This is a genomic window from Peribacillus sp. QJM3NY_7, assembly GCF_056173225.1.
In genome coordinates this window covers 134,993-155,816 of the sequence record NZ_CM149663.1, presented here as the reverse complement: position 1 = coordinate 155,816, position 20,824 = coordinate 134,993, and the positions used below count along the sequence as shown (strand labels likewise).

The window sequence follows — 20,824 nt, the reverse complement described above, 5'->3', positions numbered from 1 at the left end:
AAGGGGTTTACGATGGACATTACTGAAAGAAATAAAAAAGTTTTATTAATTGTACTGATTGCCGGTTGTTTTTTATCAACATTAAATCAGACTTTATTAAATGTTGCATTGAGTGGATTAATGGAAGTATTTGATGTAACGGCTGCAACTGTACAATGGTTATCTACAGGGTTTATGCTAGTGAACGGTGTTTTAGTGCCAATCACTGCCTTTTTAATGCAACGGTTTACAACAAGGCAGCTTTTTATTAGCTCGATGTTCTTTTTGTTCATCGGTTCTGTACTTTGCGCATGTGCGGGGAGTTTTGGCGTGCTGTTAACGGGCAGAATGATTCAAGCAATCGGTGCCGGGATTATTATACCTCTAATGATGACGGTTATTTTATATTTATACCCTAGCGAAAAGCGCGGAAGCATCATGGGGACAATCGGCTTTGCGATAATTTTTGCCCCGGCCATAGCCCCGACCTTATCTGGTTTTACCATGGAATATGTTTCATGGAGATGGCTATTCATTGGGTTAATCCCATTCTTAATAATCGTCATCGTTCTAGCGTTCAAATATTTAATGAATGTTACAGAGACAACAAAAGCAAGATTGGATATCACAAGTGTCATTTTATCAACGATTGGTTTCGGCTGTATATTATTTGGATTTAGTAGCGCAGGAAGCAAGGGATGGGATGATCCCGTTGTCATTACTGCAATAGTCGTCGGAATGATCGTGTCGACTCTATTCTGTTTACGTCAAATGAAATCGAGCGATCCACTATTAAATTTAACTGTATTCAAGTATAAAGTTTTCACGCTTACATCCTTCATCAATGTACTAATTACGATGATCATGTATGCGGATTTAATCCTTTTACCAATCTACTTGCAAAATGGACGAGGTTTTACAGCATTTGAAGCAGGTTTACTGCTATTACCCGGAGCTGTGATTAATGCCTTCTTATCCCCTGTCACAGGTAAAATGTTTGATAAATACGGTGCTAAACCACTCTTTATTACAGGTTTGGTATTCATCATTGTTTCGATGTGGGGAGTCATAGATATAAGCGAATCAACGACGTATATCTATATCATGATTCGTACCATAATATTACGAATTGGTTTGAGCTTCATTACCATGCCATTAAATACAGCAGGGTTGAATGCTTTACCAAGAGAATTGGGTTCCCATGGTTCAGCTGTAAATAATACCATTCGCCAATTGTCAGGTGCCATTGGAACAGCAGTTGTCATCACGGTATATACAATGCAGGCAACATCACATGCCTCTGAGCTATCAATGGAAAATGAAAACATTACAGCTATACAACTCGAGGCATCAGCTTCCATCCTTGGCTCAAGTGATGCCTATGTTTTCATGCTAGCCTTATCTTTTGTGGCGTTAATAATAGCATGCTTCATGCCGAAAAAGGCTGCAATCAAAAAAAGTGAAGATGAATCTCAAAACTAAGATTGTTAACTGAAGTATTTAAAATAAAGCATATCCGGGAGATCACGGATATGCTTTATTAATATTTCCGGTCAAAAAAAAGACCCCCAACCAATATGGTTGAGAGCCTTTCGAAACGGTAATAGAATTAACGTTTTGAGAACTGAGGTGCACGACGTGCGCCTTTAAGACCGTATTTTTTACGTTCTTTCATACGTGGGTCACGAGTTAGTAAACCAGCAGTTTTAAGAGATGGACGGTATTCTGGATCAACTTGTAGCAATGCACGAGCGATACCGTGACGGATTGCTCCAGCTTGACCAGTATATCCACCACCGCTAACGTTTACTAGAATGTCGTAATTTCCAGTAGTTTCTGTTGCAACTAGTGGTTGGTTAACAACTTCACGTAATGCTGCAAAAGGAATATATTCATTGATGTCACGACCGTTAATAACGATGCGACCTTCGCCTGGTACTAAACGTACACGAGCTACTGAGCTCTTACGGCGACCAGTACCATAATATTGAACTTGTGCCAAGATAGTAACCTCCTTAGTAATTATCCGCGTAATTCGTATACTTCCGGTTGTTGAGCAGCGTGTGGGTGCTCAGCTCCAGCGTATACGTGTAATTTTTTGTAGATTTGACGACCAAGAGAATTCTTTGGAAGCATACCTTTGATAGCAAGTTCAAGCATTCTCTCAGGGTAGTTTGTACGCATTTCAAGAGCAGTTCTAGTTTTAAGGCCGCCTGGATGCATAGTGTGACGGTAATAAATTTTGTCAGTCAATTTTTTACCAGTCAAATGGATTTTTTCAACATTGATAAGAATTACATGATCACCAGTGTCAATGTTCGGTGTAAAAGTTGGTTTATGTTTACCACGTAAGATGGATGCTACTTCAGTAGAAAGGCGACCCAAAGTTTTGCCTTCAGCGTCAATCACATACCATTTACGTTCTACTTCATTAGCTTTCGCCATAAATGTCGTACGCATGGTTAACCTCCTAAAAAACTTTTTAATTTTTTATATTTATTTTCAATCACAATAAACTTCCGGGGCTTATCGTGGGATTAAAATACATACCATATTATATTAACTTCTCCCATATTCATTGTCAAGGGAATGTTACACTAGGATAAGTTGTCTATAAAACCCTTTCTGCAACTCCAGGAAAAGGTCAGTATCGCATCAAACCGCTCCATTACTGAGTTCATCTCGTTTTCCAGTTGTAAAAAAACTGGTATCACTTCGAAAATAATTTTATTTGTAAAATACTTTCCATAAATATAGGCCTTGGGCTGGTGCTGTTTTCCCTGCAAAGCTGCGGTCCTTCTTGTCCAAAATCCCGCTCATATCATGGGGTGACATCTTGCCGCTGCCGACATCCAGGAGCGTCCCAACCAAGATACGCACCATATTATATAAAAAGCCTTCGCCAACGAAGCGGAAAACCAGGAAATCATCGCTCTCTTCAAAATCCATTTCTTTTATGGTTCGAATTTTATCGACCACTTCCGTTTTTGCCGAACAAAAACTTGTAAAGTCATGTGTCCCTATCAAATAGGAGATTGCTTCCCTCATCGCCTCCACATTTAAAGGGTATGGATAATGATAGGCGTAATTCCGCTTAAACGGATCCCGCAGTTTCGAACGGGCTACGATATAACGGTACTCTTTCCCAGTAGTATGGAACCTCGCATGAAAATCGTCAGGCACGATATCGACTTCCAGAGCGATGATATCGGTCGGGAGAAGCGCGCTGAACGCCTTTATCCAATTTTCAGTAGGGAATGTAAGGGGAGACTCAAAGTGAAGTACCTGCCCCTTTGCATGGACCCCAGAGTCTGTCCTGCCTGAAGCAGTCACTTTTATAATTGTGCCTTTATGCATTTGGGCCAAGACTGCCTCGAATTCACTTTGTATGGTGCGTTTCTCAGGCTGCACCTGATAGCCAGCAAAATCCGTGCCGTCATAAGCGATCACACATTTATATTTTGGCATAGTTCTCTTCCTTATTATGAACGTAATAAAAATAACATGATCGTTAGAACACCAATTGAGACCATCAAAAGACTATCACTCGTCTTCCAGTTCAATTGGCGATATTTCGTGCGGCCTTCCCCGCCACGGTATCCTCTTGATTCCATGGCAGTTGCCAATTCCTCGGCCCGTTTGAACGAACTGACAAATAAAGGAACCAACAGAGGTACAATCGATTTAACCCTGTCCTTTATCGGGCCAGATGAAAAGTCAACGCCCCTTGCAGTTTGGGCCTTCATGATTTTTTCCGTTTCCTCCATTAGCGTCGGGATGAATCGAAGGGCAATGGACATCATCAATGCCAGTTCATGTACAGGCATCTTCCACTTTTTCAAAGGTCCCAACAGCTCTTCCATCCCGTCTGTAATGGATATCGGGGATGTCGTCAAAGTTAAAAGTGACGTAACAAGGATTAGTAAAGTAAATCTAATGGATATGAAAAAACCTTGAATCAAACCGCCTTCATAGATTTCAAACCAACCGTATTCAAAAAGCAATTCCCCTTCCTTCGTAAACAATATATGGAGAAGGAATGTAAATACGATCAAGAAAAAGATTGGCTTCAACCCATTATAAAGATAGCGAAGCGGTATTTTGGAAAGACTGATCATAAGGATGGTGAATACAGCAAGCAAACCGTAAGAAACGACATTATTCGCCAAAAAGACGACACAAACAAACAGGAACACGAGGAGCAGTTTAGCCCTTGGGTCCATCTTGTGCATCAATGAATTTGCAGGGACATAACGCCCGATAATCATTTTATCCAGCATCAGCGGTTCCCCCGTTTCATGGCTTTATCTATTTCTATCGCTAAATCACCGATATTAAGACATGGATGATCAAATCGAACACCAAGTTCCTTCTGGAGCTTTAGCTGAAAGCGGACCGTATCAGGAACATCCAGGCCTAGCTCCATTAATTGTTCCGGCTCTGAGAAAATTTCCTGGGGGGTTCCTTTTTTGAACACCGTACCCTTATGCATGATGATGATGTCATCCGCGTACTTGGCTGCATCCTCCATGCTATGGGTCACCAGAATTGTTGAAATGCCCCTTGCTTTATGCAGATCATAAAACATATCCATGATTTCTTTGCGTCCTCGCGGATCCAATCCCGCTGTGGGCTCATCAAGGACCAATACTTCCGGTTCCATGGCAAGTACCCCAGCGATGGCCACCCGTCGCATCTGTCCGCCGGATAAGTCGAATGGAGACTTTTCAAGAACTTCCTCATTCAATCCGACTTGCGCGATGGCTTTCCTGGCCAGTTTCTTTGCATCGATTTCAGAAACGCCAAAATTCATAGGACCGAAACATATATCCTTTTCAACCGTTTCATCAAATAACTGATGTTCCGGAAACTGAAAAACAATTCCGACCTTTTGCCTTATTGGCCGCAAAGCCTTTTCTTTTCTTCCTGCTTCAATCGTCCGATCCCCAATGAAAACCCGACCCTTCGTCGGTTTTAAAAGAGCATTCAAATGCTGCAGTAGCGTGGATTTCCCGGACCCTGTATGCCCGATGATTGCGGTATAGGTTCCCGGCTCCATTGAAATATTGACATCATGAAGGGCTAGATGTTCAAAAGGAGTATTCACCTGATAGCGGTATTCTACATCATCGAGTGTAATTCGCATAAATCCTTCACCAACTCTTCCTCTGTCAAATGCCCATCAACTACACGAACACCATTTTTTTGTAACTCCTTGGTTAGTTTCACTGAAAAGGGAATATCAAGTCCAAGAGCAATCAATTCTTCCTCTAACTCAAAAATATCCTGAGGCGAACCTTCACGATATAACCGACCTTGGTTCATGACTATCATTCGATCAGCTTTCGCAGCTTCCTCAAGATCATGGGTGATTGATATGACAGTGATCTCGTTTTCCTGTTTTAATTCCCTAACTGTTTCAAGCACTTCTTCACGGCCTCTTGGGTCAAGCATGGAGGTTGCTTCATCTAAGATGATTATGTCTGGCTGCAAGGCTATTACACCTGCAATGGCCACTCTTTGCTTTTGACCGCCGGATAGATGGTGCGGCTCTTGATTAAGAAAGGCATTCATCTTAACCTTATTTAACGCACCATGAACACGCTCCACCATAACCTGCTGAGAAACACCGGCGTTTTCTAAACCAAAAGCCACATCATCCTGAACTGTAGTGCCTACAAATTGATTATCTGGGTTTTGAAAAACCATGCCAATTTTCTGGCGTACATCCCAAACGGATTCTTCTGTCAAAAGTTGATCATTAATCGTAATGGTACCTGAGTTAGCGAACTGAAGGCCATTCAATAACTTCGCTAATGTCGACTTGCCAGAACCATTATGTCCGACAATCGCTAGCCACTCCCCTTGATGAATATCAAAAGAAACATCATCCAAGGCGTTTCGAGACTGACCCTCATATTTAAAAACAATATTATTTAAAGAAACCAGCTTCTTCACCATGTGGCCCTCCTCATCCTCGACTGCACTCGCCTAAACTATGCTCTGCTCACTCAATATAAATATAGTCGTTTTTCCTTCTGAAAATATAAAAAAACGCTGCACCCCTTCCACCGAAAGAATTTTCGGTAAATTAAGAGCAGCTAACAGCGGACCTGTTACGAAAAACAGGTTATCTTATAATCGCTTATCAAAAGCGGGAAGGGATGCTTGAGCTAGACGTGAAGGCTCCCCGTATGTACAGGTTCCGCCAGCCATCGTAACACTCAATGCGAATTTCTAAAGTACAGAATTTCTATTAAAAAAAAGAAAAAGGGCATAGAACAAGTGAGTATATTCATTTGTCCCGCCCTTTTTCATCGTTGTTATTAAACTAATTCAATAACCACGACTGGTGCACCGTCACCGCGGCGTGGACCAACTTTCATGATACGAGTGTATCCACCTTGACGTTCTTCATAACGTGGAGCCACGTCACTGAATAGTTTTTGAAGGGCATCTGTGCCATTCTCAGCGTCAGCGATTTCGTTACGGATGAAAGATGCAGCTTGACGGCGTGCATGCAAGTCACCACGTTTACCAAGAGTGATCATTTTATCTACTACAGAACGTAATTCTTTTGCACGTGCTTCAGTAGTTTCAATGCGCTCATGGATAATAAGATCCGTAGCTAAATCACGAAGTAATGCTTTACGTTGTGCGCTAGTGCGTCCTAACTTTCTGTAACCCATTAGAGATTCCCTCCTTTGTTGAAGTTCTATATTGTGTGTCAATAACAAGGCTCACAACATAATGGATTGATTCCGCCATGTTATCAGTCGTCTTTACGAAGACCTAAGCCTAATTCTTCTAGTTTCGCTTTCACTTCTTCAAGTGATTTACGACCTAGATTACGTACTTTCATCATATCTTCTTCCGTTTTATGAGCTAGCTCTTGAACGGTATTGATTCCAGCACGTTTCAAGCAGTTGTAAGAACGAACAGAAAGGTCTAATTCTTCGATCGTCATCTCAAGAACTTTTTCTTTTTGATCTTCTTCTTTTTCAACCATGATTTCAGCATTTTGAGCTTCATCGGTTAAACCAACAAAGATATTTAAATGCTCTGTTAAAATCTTAGCTCCAAGTGCTACCGCTTCTTGCGGACCAGTACTGCCATCAGTCCAAACATCAAACGTTAACTTGTCAAAGTTAGACAACTGTCCAACACGTGTATTTTCAACTTGGAAAGATACGCGTGAAACCGGAGTGTAAAGAGCATCGATTGGAATTACACCAATTGGCTGGTCTTCTCTCTTGTTTTGAACAGCAGGAGTGTAGCCGCGGCCGCGACGTGCAGATAAACGCATACGCATATGACCGTTTTTACCAATTGTAGCAATATATAAATCCGGATTAAGAATTTCTACATCACTATCATGAGTGATATCAGCAGCCGTGATGACTCCGTCACCCTGAACGTCAATTTCCAGCGTCTTCTCTTCATCAGAGTAAATCTTAAGAGCTAGTTTTTTCACATTAAGAATGATAGATGTTACATCTTCCACGACGCCTTCAATTGTTGAGAACTCATGTAGCACTCCATCAATTTGTATAGCTGTGACAGCAGCACCTGGGAGTGAGGATAAAAGAATACGACGTAAGGAGTTACCCAATGTAGTACCATACCCACGCTCTAGTGGCTCTACGACGAATTTACCATACTTGGTATCGTCGTTGATTTCAACCGTTTCGATTTTTGGTTTTTCTATTTCGATCATCAATAAACCCTCCTTCAAAACGTCAAAACCCCGGCAAGTAAACAAAGTCACTTAAACCGAAATTCCCCATGTATACGTTCCCGCTGTGCGCAACAACTGAAAATTAATCCTCTGTAAGAACGCAAACTCAGTATTATATCCCATTATTGACAGGAATACAAAATCTATACAGAAAAATTAAACACGGCGACGTTTTGGTGGACGGCATCCGTTATGTGGAACTGGAGTTACATCTTTAATTGCAGTTACTTCTAGGCCAGCAGCTTGAAGTGCACGAATGGCAGCCTCACGTCCAGCACCAGGTCCTTTAACTGTAACTTCAAGAGTTTTCATACCATGTTCAATTGATGTTTTAGCAGCTGTTTCAGCAGCCATTTGTGCAGCAAATGGAGTGGATTTACGAGATCCACGGAATCCTAGAGCTCCAGCACTTGACCAAGAAATAGCATTACCATGAGAGTCAGTGATCGTAACGATAGTGTTATTGAATGTTGAACGAATATGTGCAATACCAGTTTCTATATTCTTTTTCACACGACGTTTACGTGTATTAGTTTTACGTGCCATGAAAAGTAACCTCCTTTACTAATTATTTTTTCTTGTTAGCTACAGTACGACGAGGTCCTTTACGCGTACGAGCATTGTTTTTTGTATTTTGACCGCGAACAGGAAGACCACGACGGTGACGTAAACCACGGTAAGAACCGATTTCCATTAAACGTTTGATGTTTAGGGAGATTTCACGACGAAGGTCGCCTTCTACTTTAAGCTTGTCAATGATATCACGAATTTTGTTCAATTCGTCTTCCGTTAAGTCACGAACGCGAGTTTCTTCAGAAACGCCTGCTTCTGCAAGAATCTTGATCGCTGTTTGTTTTCCAATACCATATATATATGTTAATGAGATAACAATACGTTTGTCACGGGGAATATCTACTCCAGCAATACGTGCCATGCTTGAGTGCACCTCCTTCTATTTAGCCTTGTTTTTGTTTATGTTTAGGGTTTTCGCAAATAACCATTACTTTACCTTTTCTGCGGATAACTTTACACTTTTCGCAGATTGGTTTGACTGATGGTCTGACTTTCATTGCTATCTAACCTCCTTATACAGATCGGAGCGTAACCGGATTATTTGAACCGGTATGTGATTCTGCCGCGAGTTAGATCATACGGGGAAAGCTCAACCGTAACTTTATCTCCAGGCAAAATGCGAATAAAGTGCATACGAATTTTACCGGATACATGAGCTAAAACAGTATGACCATTTTCTAATTCTACCTTAAACATTGCATTTGGCAAAGTCTCTTGTACTGTGCCTTCTACTTCAATTACATCATCTTTCGCCATTAAAGTGATTCTCCCTTCTCTATGCGTGAACCTATTAAAGGTGCACATCTTTCCGTCAACATTACTACAGTCCAATTATCCTCATAAGTCTTACAATTCTGCATCAAGTATTCACCATTTTGTAGAACCAGGCTTTAACTGAGGACCTTTATCAGTTGGACCGAAATGAGGATTTTATGGGTCCTCATGTAAGTCTTGACCGATTCCGTGACCGACATACTCTCGAAATAGAGAAGCAATTAGTCTCGACATAGGTTTGAATAGCATGGGAGATGTTTGAAAGGCGCACGCCTGACATAGCTTCTTTCAACCCTCTATATCACGACTCTTTAGGAATCCCAATAGAGTCACTGCATTTCTTCATCAATTTTGCCGACCGGATATGTCCATGAAGATCACTTAAAAAGTAATCGCCCAATTCAGGGAATACCAAGTACAAGAACCTGATTAATAAATGTGCGAATGCTCTCGCGAAATCCATTATACCCTTTGTATTATAGGAATGCACCAAGTTTAACTAGTAAGTTATAAAAATGGTATGAATTTCATAAATCAATACATATGATTAATTTTGTAAAGCACCAAGCAACACATCGATATCTTCAAATACCTTATTAATATCTTGCTGTCCGTTAATGTTGACCAAGTAACCTTTGTCTCCGTAGAAATCAAGAAGTGGCTTGGTTTGTTTCAAATTCACATCTAAGCGATTTTGAACCGTTTCAGCATTATCGTCGGCACGTTGATATAATTCTCCGCCGCAGCGGTCGCATACATCATCTTTAGCAGGAGGATTGAATACAAGATGGTATGTCGCACCACATGATTTGCAAATACGACGTCCTGTCAATCTTTCCATTAAGATGCTTTTATCAACATCGATATTAATGACAAAATTCATATTGCGATCTAAATCAGTTAGAATGCTTTCAAGTGCCTCTGCCTGTGCCACAGTACGTGGAAATCCATCAAGCAAAAATCCTCTTAGGCAGTCTTCCTTGCTTAAACGCTCACGTACGATGCCAATGGTAACTTCATCAGGTACCAATTCGCCTTTGTCCATGAATGATTTCGCCTTTAGACCTAGGTCTGTTCCATCTTTGATAGCTGTTCGGAACATATCTCCAGTAGAGATATGAGGGATATTATATTTTTCTACGATTTGTTCAGCTTGAGTGCCTTTACCAGCACCCGGCAGACCCATTAACACTAGATTCAATTTTCTTCCCCCTCAAACTCTATAATGGGTAAAGGGAACAAGCCGTTCCCAAAACTCATTACTTTATAAAGCCTTTATAGTGTCTCTTCACAAGTTGTGATTCCAGCTGCTTCATCGTATCAAGGGCAACCCCGACTACGATCAGCAAACTGGTACCACCAATCTGTGCAGATTGAGGTAGATCAGCAAGCTTAATGAAAAATACCGGTAAAACGGCAATGATGGCCAGGAATATCGAGCCTACAAACGTCAAACGGTATAAAACACGTGTTAAATATTCTTGTGTACTCTTACCTGGACGAATCCCCGGCACATAGCCACCTTGCTTTTTCAAATTCTCAGCCATTTGTTCAGGATTAACCTGAATGAAAGCATAAAAATACGCAAAAGCAATGATAAGAGCAACATATATGATCATACCAATTGGTTTGGTGTAATCAAGATTTGTTGATATCCAGCTAGTCACGCTGTTCTTTCCAAAGAAAGAAGCGATTGTAGTGGGAGTAATAATAAATGCCATTGCAAAGATTACCGGAATAACCCCCGCAGCATTTACTTTCAATGGTAAATGAGTAGACTGGCCACCCATTTGCGTACGACCTACCGCAGCACGTTTCGCATACTGAATAGGAATTTTACGTAATGCCTGCTGAATGAAGATAACAGCAACCACGATTGCTAATACTGCTAAAACTATGAGGATAATCGTTATGATTCGTAAGAATAATTGATCACCGGCATTTTCAAATTGCTGTGCGTAAATCTGATTTGCCGTATTTGGCAAACTAGCAACGATACCAGCAAAGATAATGATGGAAATCCCATTACCCACACCCTTAGCAGTGATCAGCTCCCCTAACCACAAAAGAAAAGCTGTTCCTGCCGTTAAGACAGTCGCAATAAGCAAGTATGTTGCAATTCCAGGATTTTCAATCAACTGTCCACCTGACATATTATTGAACCCATAGGACATTCCAACTGCTTGGATAAATCCTAGGATAATAGTGAAGTAACGAGTGAATTGCGCTAATTTACGGCGCCCTGCTTCCCCTTGTTTAGACCATTCAGTGAACTTAGGAACAACATCCATCTGTAGCAGCTGAACGATAATGGATGCCGTGATGTACGGCATGATACCCATCGCTAAAATGGAAAAGTTTTGCAGTGCCCCGCCGCCAAAGGTATTTAAAAGCCCGATGACGCTAAGCTGGTCCTGTTCAGCGAGAAAATCGGCATTCACATGCGGTACAGGTATAAATGTACCGATGCGATAGACGATTAACATTAGCAGGGTAAAAATAATCTTATTCCTTATTTCACCCACGCGCATAAAATTGGAGATCGTGCGAAACATTAGATCACCTCTGTATTACCGCCAGCAGCTTCGATAGCTTCTTTAGCAGTAGACGAGAATTTGTGAGCTTTAACAGTAAGCTTTTTCTCAATGCTTCCTTTGGCAAGAATCTTGATTCCTGCTTTTTCTTTACTTACAACGCCAGTCTCAAGTAGAAGAGCTGGTGTTACTTCAGTACCGTCTTCGAAAAGATTTAACGTATCAAGGTTCACGATAGCATAGTCTTTACGGTTGATGTTGGTAAATCCACGTTTAGGTAAACGTCTGAATAGAGGAGTTTGACCCCCTTCAAATCCAAGACGCACACCGCCGCCGGAGCGAGCGTTTTGTCCTTTGTGTCCTTTACCTGCTGTTTTACCGTTACCAGATCCAATACCGCGACCTTTACGTTTACGTTCTTTACGAGAACCTTCTGCAGCTTTTAACTCATGAAGTTTCATGTTGGCACCTCCTTGTTAAGTTAAAAATTATTTTATTGTTCTTTTACAGTAACAAGATGAGCAACTTTGGTAATCATACCGCGAATCGCAGGGTTATCTTCTTGAACAACCGTTTGATGCATTTTGCGTAAACCCAAAGTGTTAACTGTAACACGTTGATCTTCAGGACGACCAATCAAGCTGCGAGTGAGGGTGATTTCTAATTTATTAGCCATAATTCGATTTCCCTCCTTATCCTAACAGTTCTTGTACTGATTTTCCACGTAACTTAGCTACGTCTTCAGCACGTTTCAATTGCTTCAATCCTTCAATTGTTGCGCGAACCATATTAATAGGTGTATTAGTACCTAGTGATTTAGACAAGATATCGCTAACTCCGCCTAATTCAAGTACCGCACGAACAGGACCACCAGCAATTACTCCTGTACCTTCAGAAGCTGGTTTCAATAGAATGTGACCTGCGCCATAGCGACCGTTCACAAGGTGAGGAATAGTAGTACCAACCATTGGTACAGTAATTAGATTTTTCTTAGCATCCTCAATAGCTTTACGGATAGCATCCGGAACTTCTTGAGCTTTACCAGTACCAAATCCAACATGACCATTTTTATCACCAACAACAACTAGTGCAGTGAAACGGAAACGACGTCCGCCTTTAACAACTTTAGCTACACGATTTACTGTAACTACGCGTTCTTCAAGTTCTAATTTATTAGGATCAATGCTACGCATCTGTTATGTCCCTCCTTATCCATTAAAATTCTAAGCCGTTTTCACGAGCAGCGTCAGCCAATGCTTTAACACGACCATGGAAGAGGTAACCACCGCGGTCAAAAACCACAGCTTTGAAACCTTTTTCAACAGCACGTTTCGCAATAAGTTCGCCAACTTTTTGAGCTGCTTCAGCATTGCTACCTGCTTCGATACCGATCTCTTTATCAAGAGTTGAAGCACTTGCCAATGTTACGCCTTTTGCATCGTCAATTAATTGTGCGTAAATGTGTTTGTTTGAACGAAACACATTTAAACGAGGACGAGCTTCTGTTCCAGAAAGCTTAGCACGTACACGCGCATGTCTTTTCTGACGAGTAGCATTTTTATCAAGCTTCGTAATCATTTACGTCACTCCTTTCGTTTACTTATGCGGCATTACTTACCTGTTTTACCTTCTTTACGACGAACGAATTCGCCTTCGTAACGGATACCTTTACCTTTATACGGTTCAGGCGGGCGAACATCACGGATATTAGCTGCTAGAGCTCCTACACGTTCTTTGCTTGCACCTTTTACGATTACTTTTGTATTAGAAGGAACTTCGACTTCAACGCCAGCTTCTGGTTCTATTTCTACAGGGTGGGAATATCCTACGTTAAGGATAAGCTTGTTACCTTGCTTTTGTGCACGGTACCCAACCCCAATAAGTTCAAGTGATTTTACGAAACCTGTTGATACACCTTCAATCATGTTAGAGATAAGCGCGCGAGTAGTACCGTGTAAAGAACGGTGAGTCTTCTCGTCAGACGGGCGTGTTACAGTTAACACGTTCTCTTCAACAACGATCGAAAGGTCAGGACTGAATGATCTAGATAATTCACCTTTAGGTCCTTTAACAGTTACTTCACTTCCAGTAACAGTAACTGTTACGCCTGCAGGGATTTCAATAGGTTTTTTACCTATACGAGACATAATGTGCACCTCCATTCTTGTGAAAATGTATTACCAAACGTATGCTAAAACTTCTCCGCCAACTTGTTTAGAGCGAGCTTCCTTGTCTGTTAAAACTCCGTGAGAAGTAGAAACAATTGCGATACCTAAACCGTTAAGAACGCGTGGTACCTCTCCAGTTTTTGCATATACACGCAAACCAGGTTTGCTGATACGTTTTAGACCAGTGATAACACGTTCGTTGTTTGCACCGTATTTTAAGAAGATACGGATGATACCTTGTTTGTTGTCTTCGATTAATTCAAAGTCACGTACGAAGCCTTCACTTTTTAAGATCTCAGCAATTTCCTTTTTGATCTTTGAAGCAGGAACTTCCAGTTTTTCGTGACGAACCATATTCGCATTACGGATGCGAGTAAGCATATCTGCAATAGGATCTGTCATGACCATTATATTTTACCTCCTTCCCAAACTCGGGTTTTACCAGCTAGCTTTTTTAACGCCAGGAATTTGTCCTTTATATGCAAGTTCGCGGAAACAAATACGACAAAGTTTAAATTTACGTAGTACTGAATGTGGACGTCCGCAACGTTCGCAACGTGTATATTCTTGTACTTTAAACTTCTGTTCGCGTTTTTGCTTTACGATCATAGACTTTTTAGCCACGATTTCGCCTCCCTTTATTTAGAGATTACTTTTGGAACGGCATTCCAACTTGAGTAAGTAGTTCACGAGCTTCTTCGTCAGTGTTGGCAGTCGTTACGATAACGATGTCCATACCACGAACTTTGCTCACTTTATCGTAATCAATCTCAGGGAAGATAAGTTGTTCTTTAACGCCTAATGTATAGTTCCCACGTCCGTCAAAGGATTTCTTTGAAACGCCGCGGAAATCACGTACACGCGGTAAAGATACAGATACTAGCTTATCAAGGAATTGATACATACGCTCTCCACGTAATGTAACTTTCGCTCCGATAGGCATACCTTCACGCAAACGGAAACCTGCGATTGATTTTTTTGCTTTTGTTATAACTGGTTTTTGACCAGTGATCAATGTAAGTTCTTCAACAGCTGTATCTAAAGCTTTCGAGTTAGAAACTGCGTCACCCACACCCATGTTAATAACGATTTTCTCAATGTTTGGTACTTGCATTACTGATTGATAGTTGAATTTACCCATCAATGACGGTGTAATTTCACTTTTTAATTTTTCTTTAAGGCGGCTCATTGCTTAGTGTACCTCCCTTCATTTATGACTTATTTATCTAAAGATTCACCTGAAATTTTAGCTACGCGTACTTTTTTACCATTTTCGATCTTATATCCAACACGAGTCGGTTTACCTGATTTAGGATCAAGTGGCATTACATTGGATACGTGAATAGCAGCTTCTTTACTGATAATTCCACCTTGTGGATTAAGTTGAGATGGCTTGGAATGCTTTTTCACGATGTTAATTCCTTCAACAAGCACACGATTTTGTTTCGGATATGCAGAAAGAATTGTTCCTTGTTTGCCTTTGTCCTTACCAGAGATGACTACGACTTTGTCACCTTTTTTAACATGCATTAGCTTGGCACCTCCTTGAAAGGCTTTATACAAATTTTACATATTATAGAACTTCTGGAGCAAGAGAAACGATCTTCATGAAACTATTGTCACGTAATTCACGAGCAACAGGTCCAAAAATACGAGTTCCACGTGGGCTCTTATCGTCACGGATAATTACACATGCGTTTTCATCGAAACGAATGTAAGAACCGTCAGGACGACGCATACCACGTTTTGTACGGACAACAACAGCCTTAACGACTTCACCTTTTTTAACAACGCCTCCTGGTGTTGCCTGTTTAACTGTACAAACGATGATATCACCGATGTTTGCAGTCTTACGGCCTGAACCACCTAGGACTTTAATTGTTAGCACTTCACGAGCACCTGAATTGTCAGCGACTTTTAAACGAGATTCTTGTTGAATCATGTACGGTACCTCCCTTCGGAATTAGCTTAATCCGAACTAGATTAAATGATTACTGCTTTTTCTACTACTTCTACAAGACGGAAGCGTTTTGTAGCTGAAAGTGGACGAGTTTCCATGATACGTACTACGTCGCCTGCTTTAGCTTCGTTTAGCTCGTCATGAGCTTTTAACTTTTTAGAGTATTTCACGCGTTTACCGTATAAAGAATGCTTTTTATAGGTTTCTACAACTACTGTAACTGTTTTATCCATTTTGTCGGATACTACGCGTCCAGTGTAGATTTTGCGTTGGTTGCGTTCGCTCATTCTGCAAACCTCCATTCATTATCGATTAGTGACACCGATCTCTCTTTGACGAACAACTGTTTTCATACGAGCAATCGATTTGCGAACTTCACGGATGCGAGCTGTATTTTCAAGTTGTCCAGTAGCTAACTGGAAACGAAGATTAAATAGTTCTTCTTTAAGAGATTTTAGTTTTTGTTCAATTTCAGCAGTGGTTAGATCTTTGATTTCATTAGCTTTCATTTGTTTCACCACCAATTTCCTCTCTTTTTACAAACTTGCATTTGATTGGAAGTTTGTGTGCTGCAAGGCGCAATGCTTCTCTTGCCACCTCTTCAGATACACCAGAGATTTCAAACATAACTTTGCCCGGTTTAACTACTGCTACCCAACCTTCAGGAGCACCTTTACCGGAACCCATCCGTACTTCAAGCGGCTTAGCTGTGTAAGGTTTGCTTGGGAAGATTTTGATCCAAACTTTCCCTCCACGTTTCATATAACGAGTCATCGCAATACGAGCTGCTTCGATTTGACGGTTCGTGATCCAGGAAGCTTCTTGAGCTTGAAGTCCAAATTCTCCGAAATGAACTTCAGTGCCGCCCTTAGCCATCCCTCTCATCTTACCGCGGTGTTCACGACGGTATTTTACGCGTTTTGGCAATAACATATTATTTTCCTCCTTCCTCAGATTTCTTCTTAGTAGGAAGAACTTCTCCACGGTAGATCCAAACTTTCACGCCTAGCTTACCGTAAGTAGTATCTGCTTCAGCATGAGCATAATCTATGTCAGCACGAAGTGTGTGAAGTGGAACTGTTCCTTCGCTGTAATGTTCAGCACGAGCAATATCAGCACCGCCAAGACGACCAGAAACTTGAGTTTTGATTCCTTTTGCTCCAGAACGCATAGTACGTTGGATAGCTTGCTTTTGAGCGCGTCGGAATGAAACCCGGTTTTCTAATTGACGAGCGATGTTTTCAGCAACCAATTTTGCATCAAGATCTGCTCTTTTAATTTCAATGATATTGATATGAACTCTTTTGCCAGTCAGTTGGTTCAAAGCTTTACGAAGTGCTTCGACTTCAGTACCACCTTTACCGATAACCATTCCTGGTTTAGCAGTGTGGACAGATACATTGATACGGTTAGCTGCACGTTCGATTTCAACCTTGGATACAGAAGCATCATTTAAGCGTTTCGCAATATATTCACGAACTTTAATGTCTTCATGCAAAAGAGTAGCGTAGTCTTTATCAGCGTACCATTTGGATTCCCAATCACGGATGATCCCGATACGCATACCGATAGGATTTACCTTTTGACCCACAGATTACCCCTCCTTCTTTTCTGATACAACGATTGTAATATGACTAGTACGTTTGTTTATTGCACTCGCACGACCTTGAGCGCGAGGACGGAAACGTTTTAATGTTGGTCCTTCGTTAACGTATGCCTCTGAAACGACTAGGTTATTGATATCCATTTCGTAGTTGTGTTCTGCATTTGCGATAGCAGATTTCAGAATTTTTTCTACGACTGGAGAAGCAGATTTTGGTGTTAAGCGAAGAATCGCTACTGCTTCACCTACTTGTTTTCCTCGAATTAAATCTGCGACTAAACGCACTTTACGAGGAGCAATACGAACTGTTTTAGCGACAGCTTTAGCTTGCATGAGATGCCCTCCTCTCATTAACGTCTTGTTTTCTTGTCATCACTTGCGTGACCTTTATAAGTGCGTGTAGGCGCGAATTCGCCTAGTTTGTGACCTACCATATCTTCTGTTACATAAACCGGCACATGCTTACGACCGTCATAAACGGCGATTGTGTGTCCGATGAATTGCGGGAAGATTGTTGAGCGACGAGACCAAGTTTTTACTACCTGTTTCTTGTCAGCTTCATTTAATTTTTCAACTTTTACCAATAAATGATCATCAACAAAAGGCCCTTTTTTTAAGCTACGACCCATGCGAGTACCTCCCTTCGTGACTGTTCTACGGTTCTATATATGAACCGTAGCTCAATCCCGTTATTTTTTACGACGACGTACGATAAATTTATCGGATTTATTTTTCTTCTTACGAGTTTTGAATCCAAGAGTAGGTTTACCCCATGGAGACATTGGTGATTTACGTCCGATTGGCGCTTTACCTTCACCACCACCGTGTGGGTGATCATTCGGGTTCATTACAGATCCACGAACTGTTGGGCGTTTACCTAACCAACGGTTACGGCCAGCTTTACCAATGTTGATAAGTTCATGTTGTTCATTACCAACTTGACCGATTGAAGCACGGCAAGTAGCAAGAATCATACGAACCTCACCTGAGTTTAAACGTACAAGTACATAACGACCTTCTTTACCAAGTACTTGAGCAGATGTTCCTGCTGAACGGACTAATTGTCCACCTTTTCCTGGTTTAAGTTCGATGTTATGAATTACTGTACCAACTGGGATGTTAATAAGAGGAAGAGCGTTACCCACTTTAATGTCAGCTTCTGGACCTGACATAACTTCCAAACCTACTTCTAGGTTTTTCGGAGCTAGGATATAACGTTTTTCTCCATCAACGTAATTAATTAATGCAATGTTTGCAGAACGATTTGGATCGTACTCAATAGTAGCAACGCGTCCTGGTATACCATCTTTATTCCGTTTGAAATCGATGATACGGTATTGACGCTTGTGGCCGCCACCTTGATGACGAACTGTTAACTTACCTTGGTTATTACGGCCGCCTTTGCTGTGTAAAGGAGCAAGTAATGATTTTTCCGGTTTGTCTGTAGTGATCTCAGCAAAATCCGAAGTTGTCATATTACGTCGACCGTTAGAGGTAGGTTTATACTTCTTAATCGCCATTTGTATTTCCCTCCTTCTCTAATGAATTAAGCTTCGAATAGCTCGATTTCTTTGCTGTCAGCAGTTAATTTAACAATAGCTTTACGGCGCTTGTTAGTATAGCCTGCATGTTTGCCCATGCGTTTGAATTTACCTTTGTAGTTCATGATGTTTACTTTCTCAACTTTAACGCCGAAAATTTCTTGAACAGCATCTTTAACTTGAGTTTTATTAGCTCTAACATCAACTTCAAAAGTATATTTCTTTTCAGCCATTACGTCTGAAGAGCGTTCAGTGATTACGGGGCGCTTAATGATATCGCGTGCATCCATTATGCAAGCACCTCCTCTACTTTTTCGACAGCTGATTTAGTCAAGATCAATTTGTTGTGTGAAACAACATCAAGAACGTTAAGACCATCAGCTTCAACTACAGTAACACCAGGGATGTTACGTGCAGAAAGAGCAACTTTCTCATCTAAACCGTCAGTAACGACTAACGTTTTAGTATCAACAGAAAGGTTTTTAAGTACCGCTACAAACTCTTTTGTTTTTGGAGCTTCGAAAGACAAGCTTTCAAGTACCAAAATGTTCTCTTCCAATGCCTTTGCAGACAATGCAGATTTAATAGCTAAACGACGTACCTTTTTAGGTAGCTTGTAAGCGTAAGATCTTGGAGTAGGTCCAAAAACAACGCCACCGCCACGCCATTGTGGAGAACGGATAGAACCTTGACGCGCACGTCCAGTTCCTTTTTGTTTCCAAGGTTTACGTCCACCGCCTGCAACTTCAGAACGGTTTTTAACTTTATGAGTTCCTTGACGTAAGGAAGCTCGTTGCATGATGATTGCTTCAAATAATACATGATTATTAGGTTCGATACCAAAGATGGATTCATTTAGTTCGATGTCTCCAACTTGTGAACCTGTTTGGTTGAACAATGTAACTTTTGGCATTCTATTGCTCCTCCTTTCTCAGAAATTACTTTGCTTTAACAGCAGTTTTAACTTTGATCAATGCTTTTCTAGCACCAGGTACATTACCTTTGATCAATAGTAGGTTGCGTTCAACATCAACTTTAACGATAGCTAAGTTTTGAACAGTAATTTGTTCTCCGCCCATACGTCCTGGTAATAGTTTACCTTTGAATACGCGGTTTGGAGCTACAGGACCCATTGAACCTGGGCGACGGTGGTAACGAGAACCATGAGACATAGGTCCGCGAGATTGTCCATGACGTTTGATAGAGCCTTGGAATCCTTTACCTTTTGAAACTCCTGATACATCTACTAAATCGCCTTCAGCGAAAATACTAACATTGACTTCTTGACCGATCTCATATTCAGTAAGATCCGTTCCGCGGAATTCGCGAATGAAGCGCTTAGGAGTAGTATTTGCTTTTTCAACATGGCCCTTTTCAGGTTTGTTAGAAAGCTTTTCACGTTTGTTTTCAAAACCAACTTGAACTGCTTCATAGCCATCAGTTTCAACAGTTTTCTTTTGAAGAACCACGTTATTAGCAGCTTCGATAACTGTTACCGGAATAAGTTCACCGTTTTCAGCAAAAACTTGAGTCATACCGATTTTTCTTCCTAAGATTCCTTTGGTCATAAGTCACACCTCCTAGAGTAATTGTTCATATTTATATGAATTATAATTTGATTTCAATGTCAACGCCTGATGGTAAATCTAAACGCATCAATGAGTCAACTGTTTGTGGAGTTGGGTTAACGATGTCGATTAGACGTTTATGCGTACGCATTTCGAATTGTTCACGAGAATCTTTGTATTTATGAACCGCACGTAGGATCGTGTATACCGATCTTTCAGTAGGTAATGGAATCGGACCAGATACAGCCGCACCAGAACGTTTTGCAGTTTCAACAATTTTCTCAGCAGATTGATCAAGGATTCTGTGATCATATGCTTTTAAACGGATACGAATTTTTTGTTTTGCCATAATTTTCCCTCCTTTTCGCCTATTTTAAAATAGACCT

At 41.0% G+C, this 20,824-nt stretch carries 36 protein-coding genes and 1 pseudogene; 1 reads left to right on the top strand and 36 read right to left on the bottom strand.

From position 1 onward, the window contains the following. Positions 1 to 12: 12 nt before the first annotated feature. A complete protein-coding gene (locus tag AC0VX1_RS00875; protein ID WP_475469613.1) occupies positions 13 to 1,461 on the top strand; it encodes a DHA2 family efflux MFS transporter permease subunit in 1,449 nt (482 codons plus the stop codon). Between the two features lie 127 nt (positions 1,462 to 1,588). Here the strand turns inward: AC0VX1_RS00875 and rpsI are convergent, their stop codons facing one another. The 36 genes and pseudogenes from rpsI to rpsJ all read right to left on the bottom strand — a co-directional run bounded on the left by rpsI (position 1,589) and on the right by rpsJ (position 20,787). Continuing rightward, the gene (gene rpsI, locus AC0VX1_RS00870; RefSeq protein WP_057915234.1) at positions 1,589 to 1,981 is read right to left on the bottom strand and encodes a 30S ribosomal protein S9; all 393 of its coding nucleotides are present in this window, start codon (positions 1,979 to 1,981) and stop codon (positions 1,589 to 1,591) included. Positions 1,982 to 2,001: 20 nt separating this feature from the next. Then, positions 2,002 to 2,439: a 50S ribosomal protein L13 gene (rplM, locus tag AC0VX1_RS00865; protein WP_034304960.1), complete on the bottom strand. Its 438-nt coding sequence runs from the start codon at positions 2,437 to 2,439 to the stop codon at positions 2,002 to 2,004. Positions 2,440 to 2,706: 267 nt separating this feature from the next. Next, positions 2,707 to 3,447 carry a tRNA pseudouridine(38-40) synthase TruA gene (gene truA / locus AC0VX1_RS00860; protein ID WP_413023764.1) on the bottom strand — a complete coding sequence of 247 codons (741 nt, stop codon included), beginning with the start codon at positions 3,445 to 3,447 and terminating at the stop codon, positions 2,707 to 2,709. Between the two features lie 14 nt (positions 3,448 to 3,461). Beyond that, positions 3,462 to 4,259, bottom strand: a complete 798-nt coding sequence (locus AC0VX1_RS00855) for an energy-coupling factor transporter transmembrane component T family protein (RefSeq protein ID WP_413023766.1) — start codon at positions 4,257 to 4,259, stop codon at positions 3,462 to 3,464. After that, positions 4,259 to 5,125, bottom strand: coding sequence for an energy-coupling factor ABC transporter ATP-binding protein (locus AC0VX1_RS00850; RefSeq protein ID WP_053537046.1), 867 nt, complete (start codon positions 5,123 to 5,125; stop codon positions 4,259 to 4,261). The genes AC0VX1_RS00855 and AC0VX1_RS00850 overlap by 1 nt, the downstream gene beginning before the upstream one ends. Then, positions 5,101 to 5,940: an energy-coupling factor ABC transporter ATP-binding protein gene (locus AC0VX1_RS00845; RefSeq protein WP_034304970.1), complete on the bottom strand. Its 840-nt coding sequence runs from the start codon at positions 5,938 to 5,940 to the stop codon at positions 5,101 to 5,103. The genes AC0VX1_RS00850 and AC0VX1_RS00845 overlap by 25 nt, the downstream gene beginning before the upstream one ends. Positions 5,941 to 6,305: 365 nt before the next feature. Beyond that, entirely contained in the window at positions 6,306 to 6,668 is a 363-nt protein-coding gene (gene rplQ, locus AC0VX1_RS00840) for a 50S ribosomal protein L17 (protein WP_034304973.1), read from the bottom strand. 83 nt (positions 6,669 to 6,751) lie between these two features. Beyond that, complete coding sequence (locus AC0VX1_RS00835) at positions 6,752 to 7,696, bottom strand: DNA-directed RNA polymerase subunit alpha (RefSeq protein ID WP_034304976.1); 945 nt, start codon at positions 7,694 to 7,696, stop codon at positions 6,752 to 6,754. 177 nt (positions 7,697 to 7,873) lie between these two features. After that, a complete protein-coding gene (rpsK, locus tag AC0VX1_RS00830; protein WP_028390438.1) occupies positions 7,874 to 8,263 on the bottom strand; it encodes a 30S ribosomal protein S11 in 390 nt (129 codons plus the stop codon). A gap of 22 nt (positions 8,264 to 8,285) precedes the next feature. Beyond that, positions 8,286 to 8,651 carry a 30S ribosomal protein S13 gene (gene rpsM / locus AC0VX1_RS00825; RefSeq protein WP_034304978.1) on the bottom strand — a complete coding sequence of 122 codons (366 nt, stop codon included), beginning with the start codon at positions 8,649 to 8,651 and terminating at the stop codon, positions 8,286 to 8,288. Between the two features lie 22 nt (positions 8,652 to 8,673). Beyond that, on the bottom strand, positions 8,674 to 8,787 hold the full coding sequence (gene rpmJ, locus AC0VX1_RS00820) for a 50S ribosomal protein L36 (RefSeq protein ID WP_003156543.1): 114 nt from the start codon (positions 8,785 to 8,787) through the stop codon (positions 8,674 to 8,676). A gap of 40 nt (positions 8,788 to 8,827) precedes the next feature. Further along, positions 8,828 to 9,046 carry a translation initiation factor IF-1 gene (gene infA, locus AC0VX1_RS00815; RefSeq protein WP_028390440.1) on the bottom strand — a complete coding sequence of 73 codons (219 nt, stop codon included), beginning with the start codon at positions 9,044 to 9,046 and terminating at the stop codon, positions 8,828 to 8,830. Between the two features lie 42 nt (positions 9,047 to 9,088). Continuing rightward, positions 9,089 to 9,540 (bottom strand): annotated as a pseudogene (locus tag AC0VX1_RS00810) (M24 family metallopeptidase); the annotation flags it as partial. 71 nt (positions 9,541 to 9,611) lie between these two features. Beyond that, positions 9,612 to 10,265, bottom strand: a complete 654-nt coding sequence (locus AC0VX1_RS00805) for an adenylate kinase (RefSeq protein ID WP_048677894.1) — start codon at positions 10,263 to 10,265, stop codon at positions 9,612 to 9,614. A 58-nt stretch (positions 10,266 to 10,323) separates the two neighbouring features. Continuing rightward, the gene (gene secY / locus AC0VX1_RS00800) at positions 10,324 to 11,619 is read right to left on the bottom strand and encodes a preprotein translocase subunit SecY (protein WP_057276478.1); all 1,296 of its coding nucleotides are present in this window, start codon (positions 11,617 to 11,619) and stop codon (positions 10,324 to 10,326) included. After that, the gene (gene rplO, locus AC0VX1_RS00795; RefSeq protein ID WP_034304982.1) at positions 11,619 to 12,059 is read right to left on the bottom strand and encodes a 50S ribosomal protein L15; all 441 of its coding nucleotides are present in this window, start codon (positions 12,057 to 12,059) and stop codon (positions 11,619 to 11,621) included. The genes secY and rplO overlap by 1 nt, the downstream gene beginning before the upstream one ends. 32 nt (positions 12,060 to 12,091) lie before the next feature. Beyond that, positions 12,092 to 12,274 carry a 50S ribosomal protein L30 gene (gene rpmD, locus AC0VX1_RS00790; RefSeq protein ID WP_034304984.1) on the bottom strand — a complete coding sequence of 61 codons (183 nt, stop codon included), beginning with the start codon at positions 12,272 to 12,274 and terminating at the stop codon, positions 12,092 to 12,094. A 16-nt stretch (positions 12,275 to 12,290) separates the two neighbouring features. Further along, positions 12,291 to 12,791: a 30S ribosomal protein S5 gene (gene rpsE / locus AC0VX1_RS00785; protein WP_034304987.1), complete on the bottom strand. Its 501-nt coding sequence runs from the start codon at positions 12,789 to 12,791 to the stop codon at positions 12,291 to 12,293. Between the two features lie 22 nt (positions 12,792 to 12,813). Continuing rightward, positions 12,814 to 13,176 (bottom strand): 50S ribosomal protein L18, encoded by a 363-nt coding sequence (rplR, locus tag AC0VX1_RS00780; protein ID WP_034304989.1) that lies wholly within the window; start codon positions 13,174 to 13,176, stop codon positions 12,814 to 12,816. Positions 13,177 to 13,208: 32 nt separating this feature from the next. Further along, complete coding sequence (gene rplF / locus AC0VX1_RS00775; protein ID WP_048677892.1) at positions 13,209 to 13,745, bottom strand: 50S ribosomal protein L6; 537 nt, start codon at positions 13,743 to 13,745, stop codon at positions 13,209 to 13,211. 30 nt (positions 13,746 to 13,775) lie between these two features. Then, complete coding sequence (rpsH, locus tag AC0VX1_RS00770) at positions 13,776 to 14,174, bottom strand: 30S ribosomal protein S8 (protein WP_034304995.1); 399 nt, start codon at positions 14,172 to 14,174, stop codon at positions 13,776 to 13,778. 30 nt (positions 14,175 to 14,204) lie between these two features. Then, positions 14,205 to 14,390 carry a type Z 30S ribosomal protein S14 gene (locus AC0VX1_RS00765; protein ID WP_034304998.1) on the bottom strand — a complete coding sequence of 62 codons (186 nt, stop codon included), beginning with the start codon at positions 14,388 to 14,390 and terminating at the stop codon, positions 14,205 to 14,207. Between the two features lie 25 nt (positions 14,391 to 14,415). Further along, complete coding sequence (gene rplE / locus AC0VX1_RS00760) at positions 14,416 to 14,955, bottom strand: 50S ribosomal protein L5 (RefSeq protein WP_063235797.1); 540 nt, start codon at positions 14,953 to 14,955, stop codon at positions 14,416 to 14,418. Positions 14,956 to 14,984: 29 nt separating this feature from the next. Continuing rightward, complete coding sequence (gene rplX / locus AC0VX1_RS00755; RefSeq protein ID WP_034305002.1) at positions 14,985 to 15,296, bottom strand: 50S ribosomal protein L24; 312 nt, start codon at positions 15,294 to 15,296, stop codon at positions 14,985 to 14,987. Positions 15,297 to 15,339: 43 nt separating this feature from the next. Next, entirely contained in the window at positions 15,340 to 15,708 is a 369-nt protein-coding gene (gene rplN, locus AC0VX1_RS00750) for a 50S ribosomal protein L14 (protein WP_034305005.1), read from the bottom strand. 41 nt (positions 15,709 to 15,749) lie between these two features. Continuing rightward, on the bottom strand, positions 15,750 to 16,013 hold the full coding sequence (gene rpsQ / locus AC0VX1_RS00745) for a 30S ribosomal protein S17 (protein WP_034305007.1): 264 nt from the start codon (positions 16,011 to 16,013) through the stop codon (positions 15,750 to 15,752). 18 nt (positions 16,014 to 16,031) lie between these two features. Next, positions 16,032 to 16,235, bottom strand: a complete 204-nt coding sequence (gene rpmC / locus AC0VX1_RS00740) for a 50S ribosomal protein L29 (protein ID WP_034305010.1) — start codon at positions 16,233 to 16,235, stop codon at positions 16,032 to 16,034. Next, complete coding sequence (rplP, locus tag AC0VX1_RS00735; RefSeq protein WP_034305012.1) at positions 16,225 to 16,659, bottom strand: 50S ribosomal protein L16; 435 nt, start codon at positions 16,657 to 16,659, stop codon at positions 16,225 to 16,227. The genes rpmC and rplP overlap by 11 nt, the downstream gene beginning before the upstream one ends. Before the next feature lies 1 nt (position 16,660). Continuing rightward, positions 16,661 to 17,317, bottom strand: a complete 657-nt coding sequence (gene rpsC, locus AC0VX1_RS00730) for a 30S ribosomal protein S3 (RefSeq protein ID WP_063235795.1) — start codon at positions 17,315 to 17,317, stop codon at positions 16,661 to 16,663. 3 nt (positions 17,318 to 17,320) lie between these two features. After that, on the bottom strand, positions 17,321 to 17,662 hold the full coding sequence (gene rplV / locus AC0VX1_RS00725) for a 50S ribosomal protein L22 (RefSeq protein WP_034305017.1): 342 nt from the start codon (positions 17,660 to 17,662) through the stop codon (positions 17,321 to 17,323). 17 nt (positions 17,663 to 17,679) lie between these two features. Beyond that, a complete protein-coding gene (gene rpsS / locus AC0VX1_RS00720) occupies positions 17,680 to 17,958 on the bottom strand; it encodes a 30S ribosomal protein S19 (protein ID WP_034305018.1) in 279 nt (92 codons plus the stop codon). A 60-nt stretch (positions 17,959 to 18,018) separates the two neighbouring features. Then, a complete protein-coding gene (rplB, locus tag AC0VX1_RS00715; RefSeq protein WP_034305021.1) occupies positions 18,019 to 18,849 on the bottom strand; it encodes a 50S ribosomal protein L2 in 831 nt (276 codons plus the stop codon). Between the two features lie 26 nt (positions 18,850 to 18,875). Then, positions 18,876 to 19,160, bottom strand: a complete 285-nt coding sequence (gene rplW, locus AC0VX1_RS00710) for a 50S ribosomal protein L23 (protein ID WP_057915217.1) — start codon at positions 19,158 to 19,160, stop codon at positions 18,876 to 18,878. Then, positions 19,160 to 19,783, bottom strand: coding sequence for a 50S ribosomal protein L4 (gene rplD / locus AC0VX1_RS00705; protein WP_034305025.1), 624 nt, complete (start codon positions 19,781 to 19,783; stop codon positions 19,160 to 19,162). The genes rplW and rplD overlap by 1 nt, the downstream gene beginning before the upstream one ends. Before the next feature lie 25 nt (positions 19,784 to 19,808). Further along, positions 19,809 to 20,438 carry a 50S ribosomal protein L3 gene (gene rplC / locus AC0VX1_RS00700; protein ID WP_064462540.1) on the bottom strand — a complete coding sequence of 210 codons (630 nt, stop codon included), beginning with the start codon at positions 20,436 to 20,438 and terminating at the stop codon, positions 19,809 to 19,811. A gap of 40 nt (positions 20,439 to 20,478) precedes the next feature. Continuing rightward, on the bottom strand, positions 20,479 to 20,787 hold the full coding sequence (gene rpsJ, locus AC0VX1_RS00695; RefSeq protein WP_019244375.1) for a 30S ribosomal protein S10: 309 nt from the start codon (positions 20,785 to 20,787) through the stop codon (positions 20,479 to 20,481). Between the last annotated feature and the right edge of the window lie 37 nt (positions 20,788 to 20,824).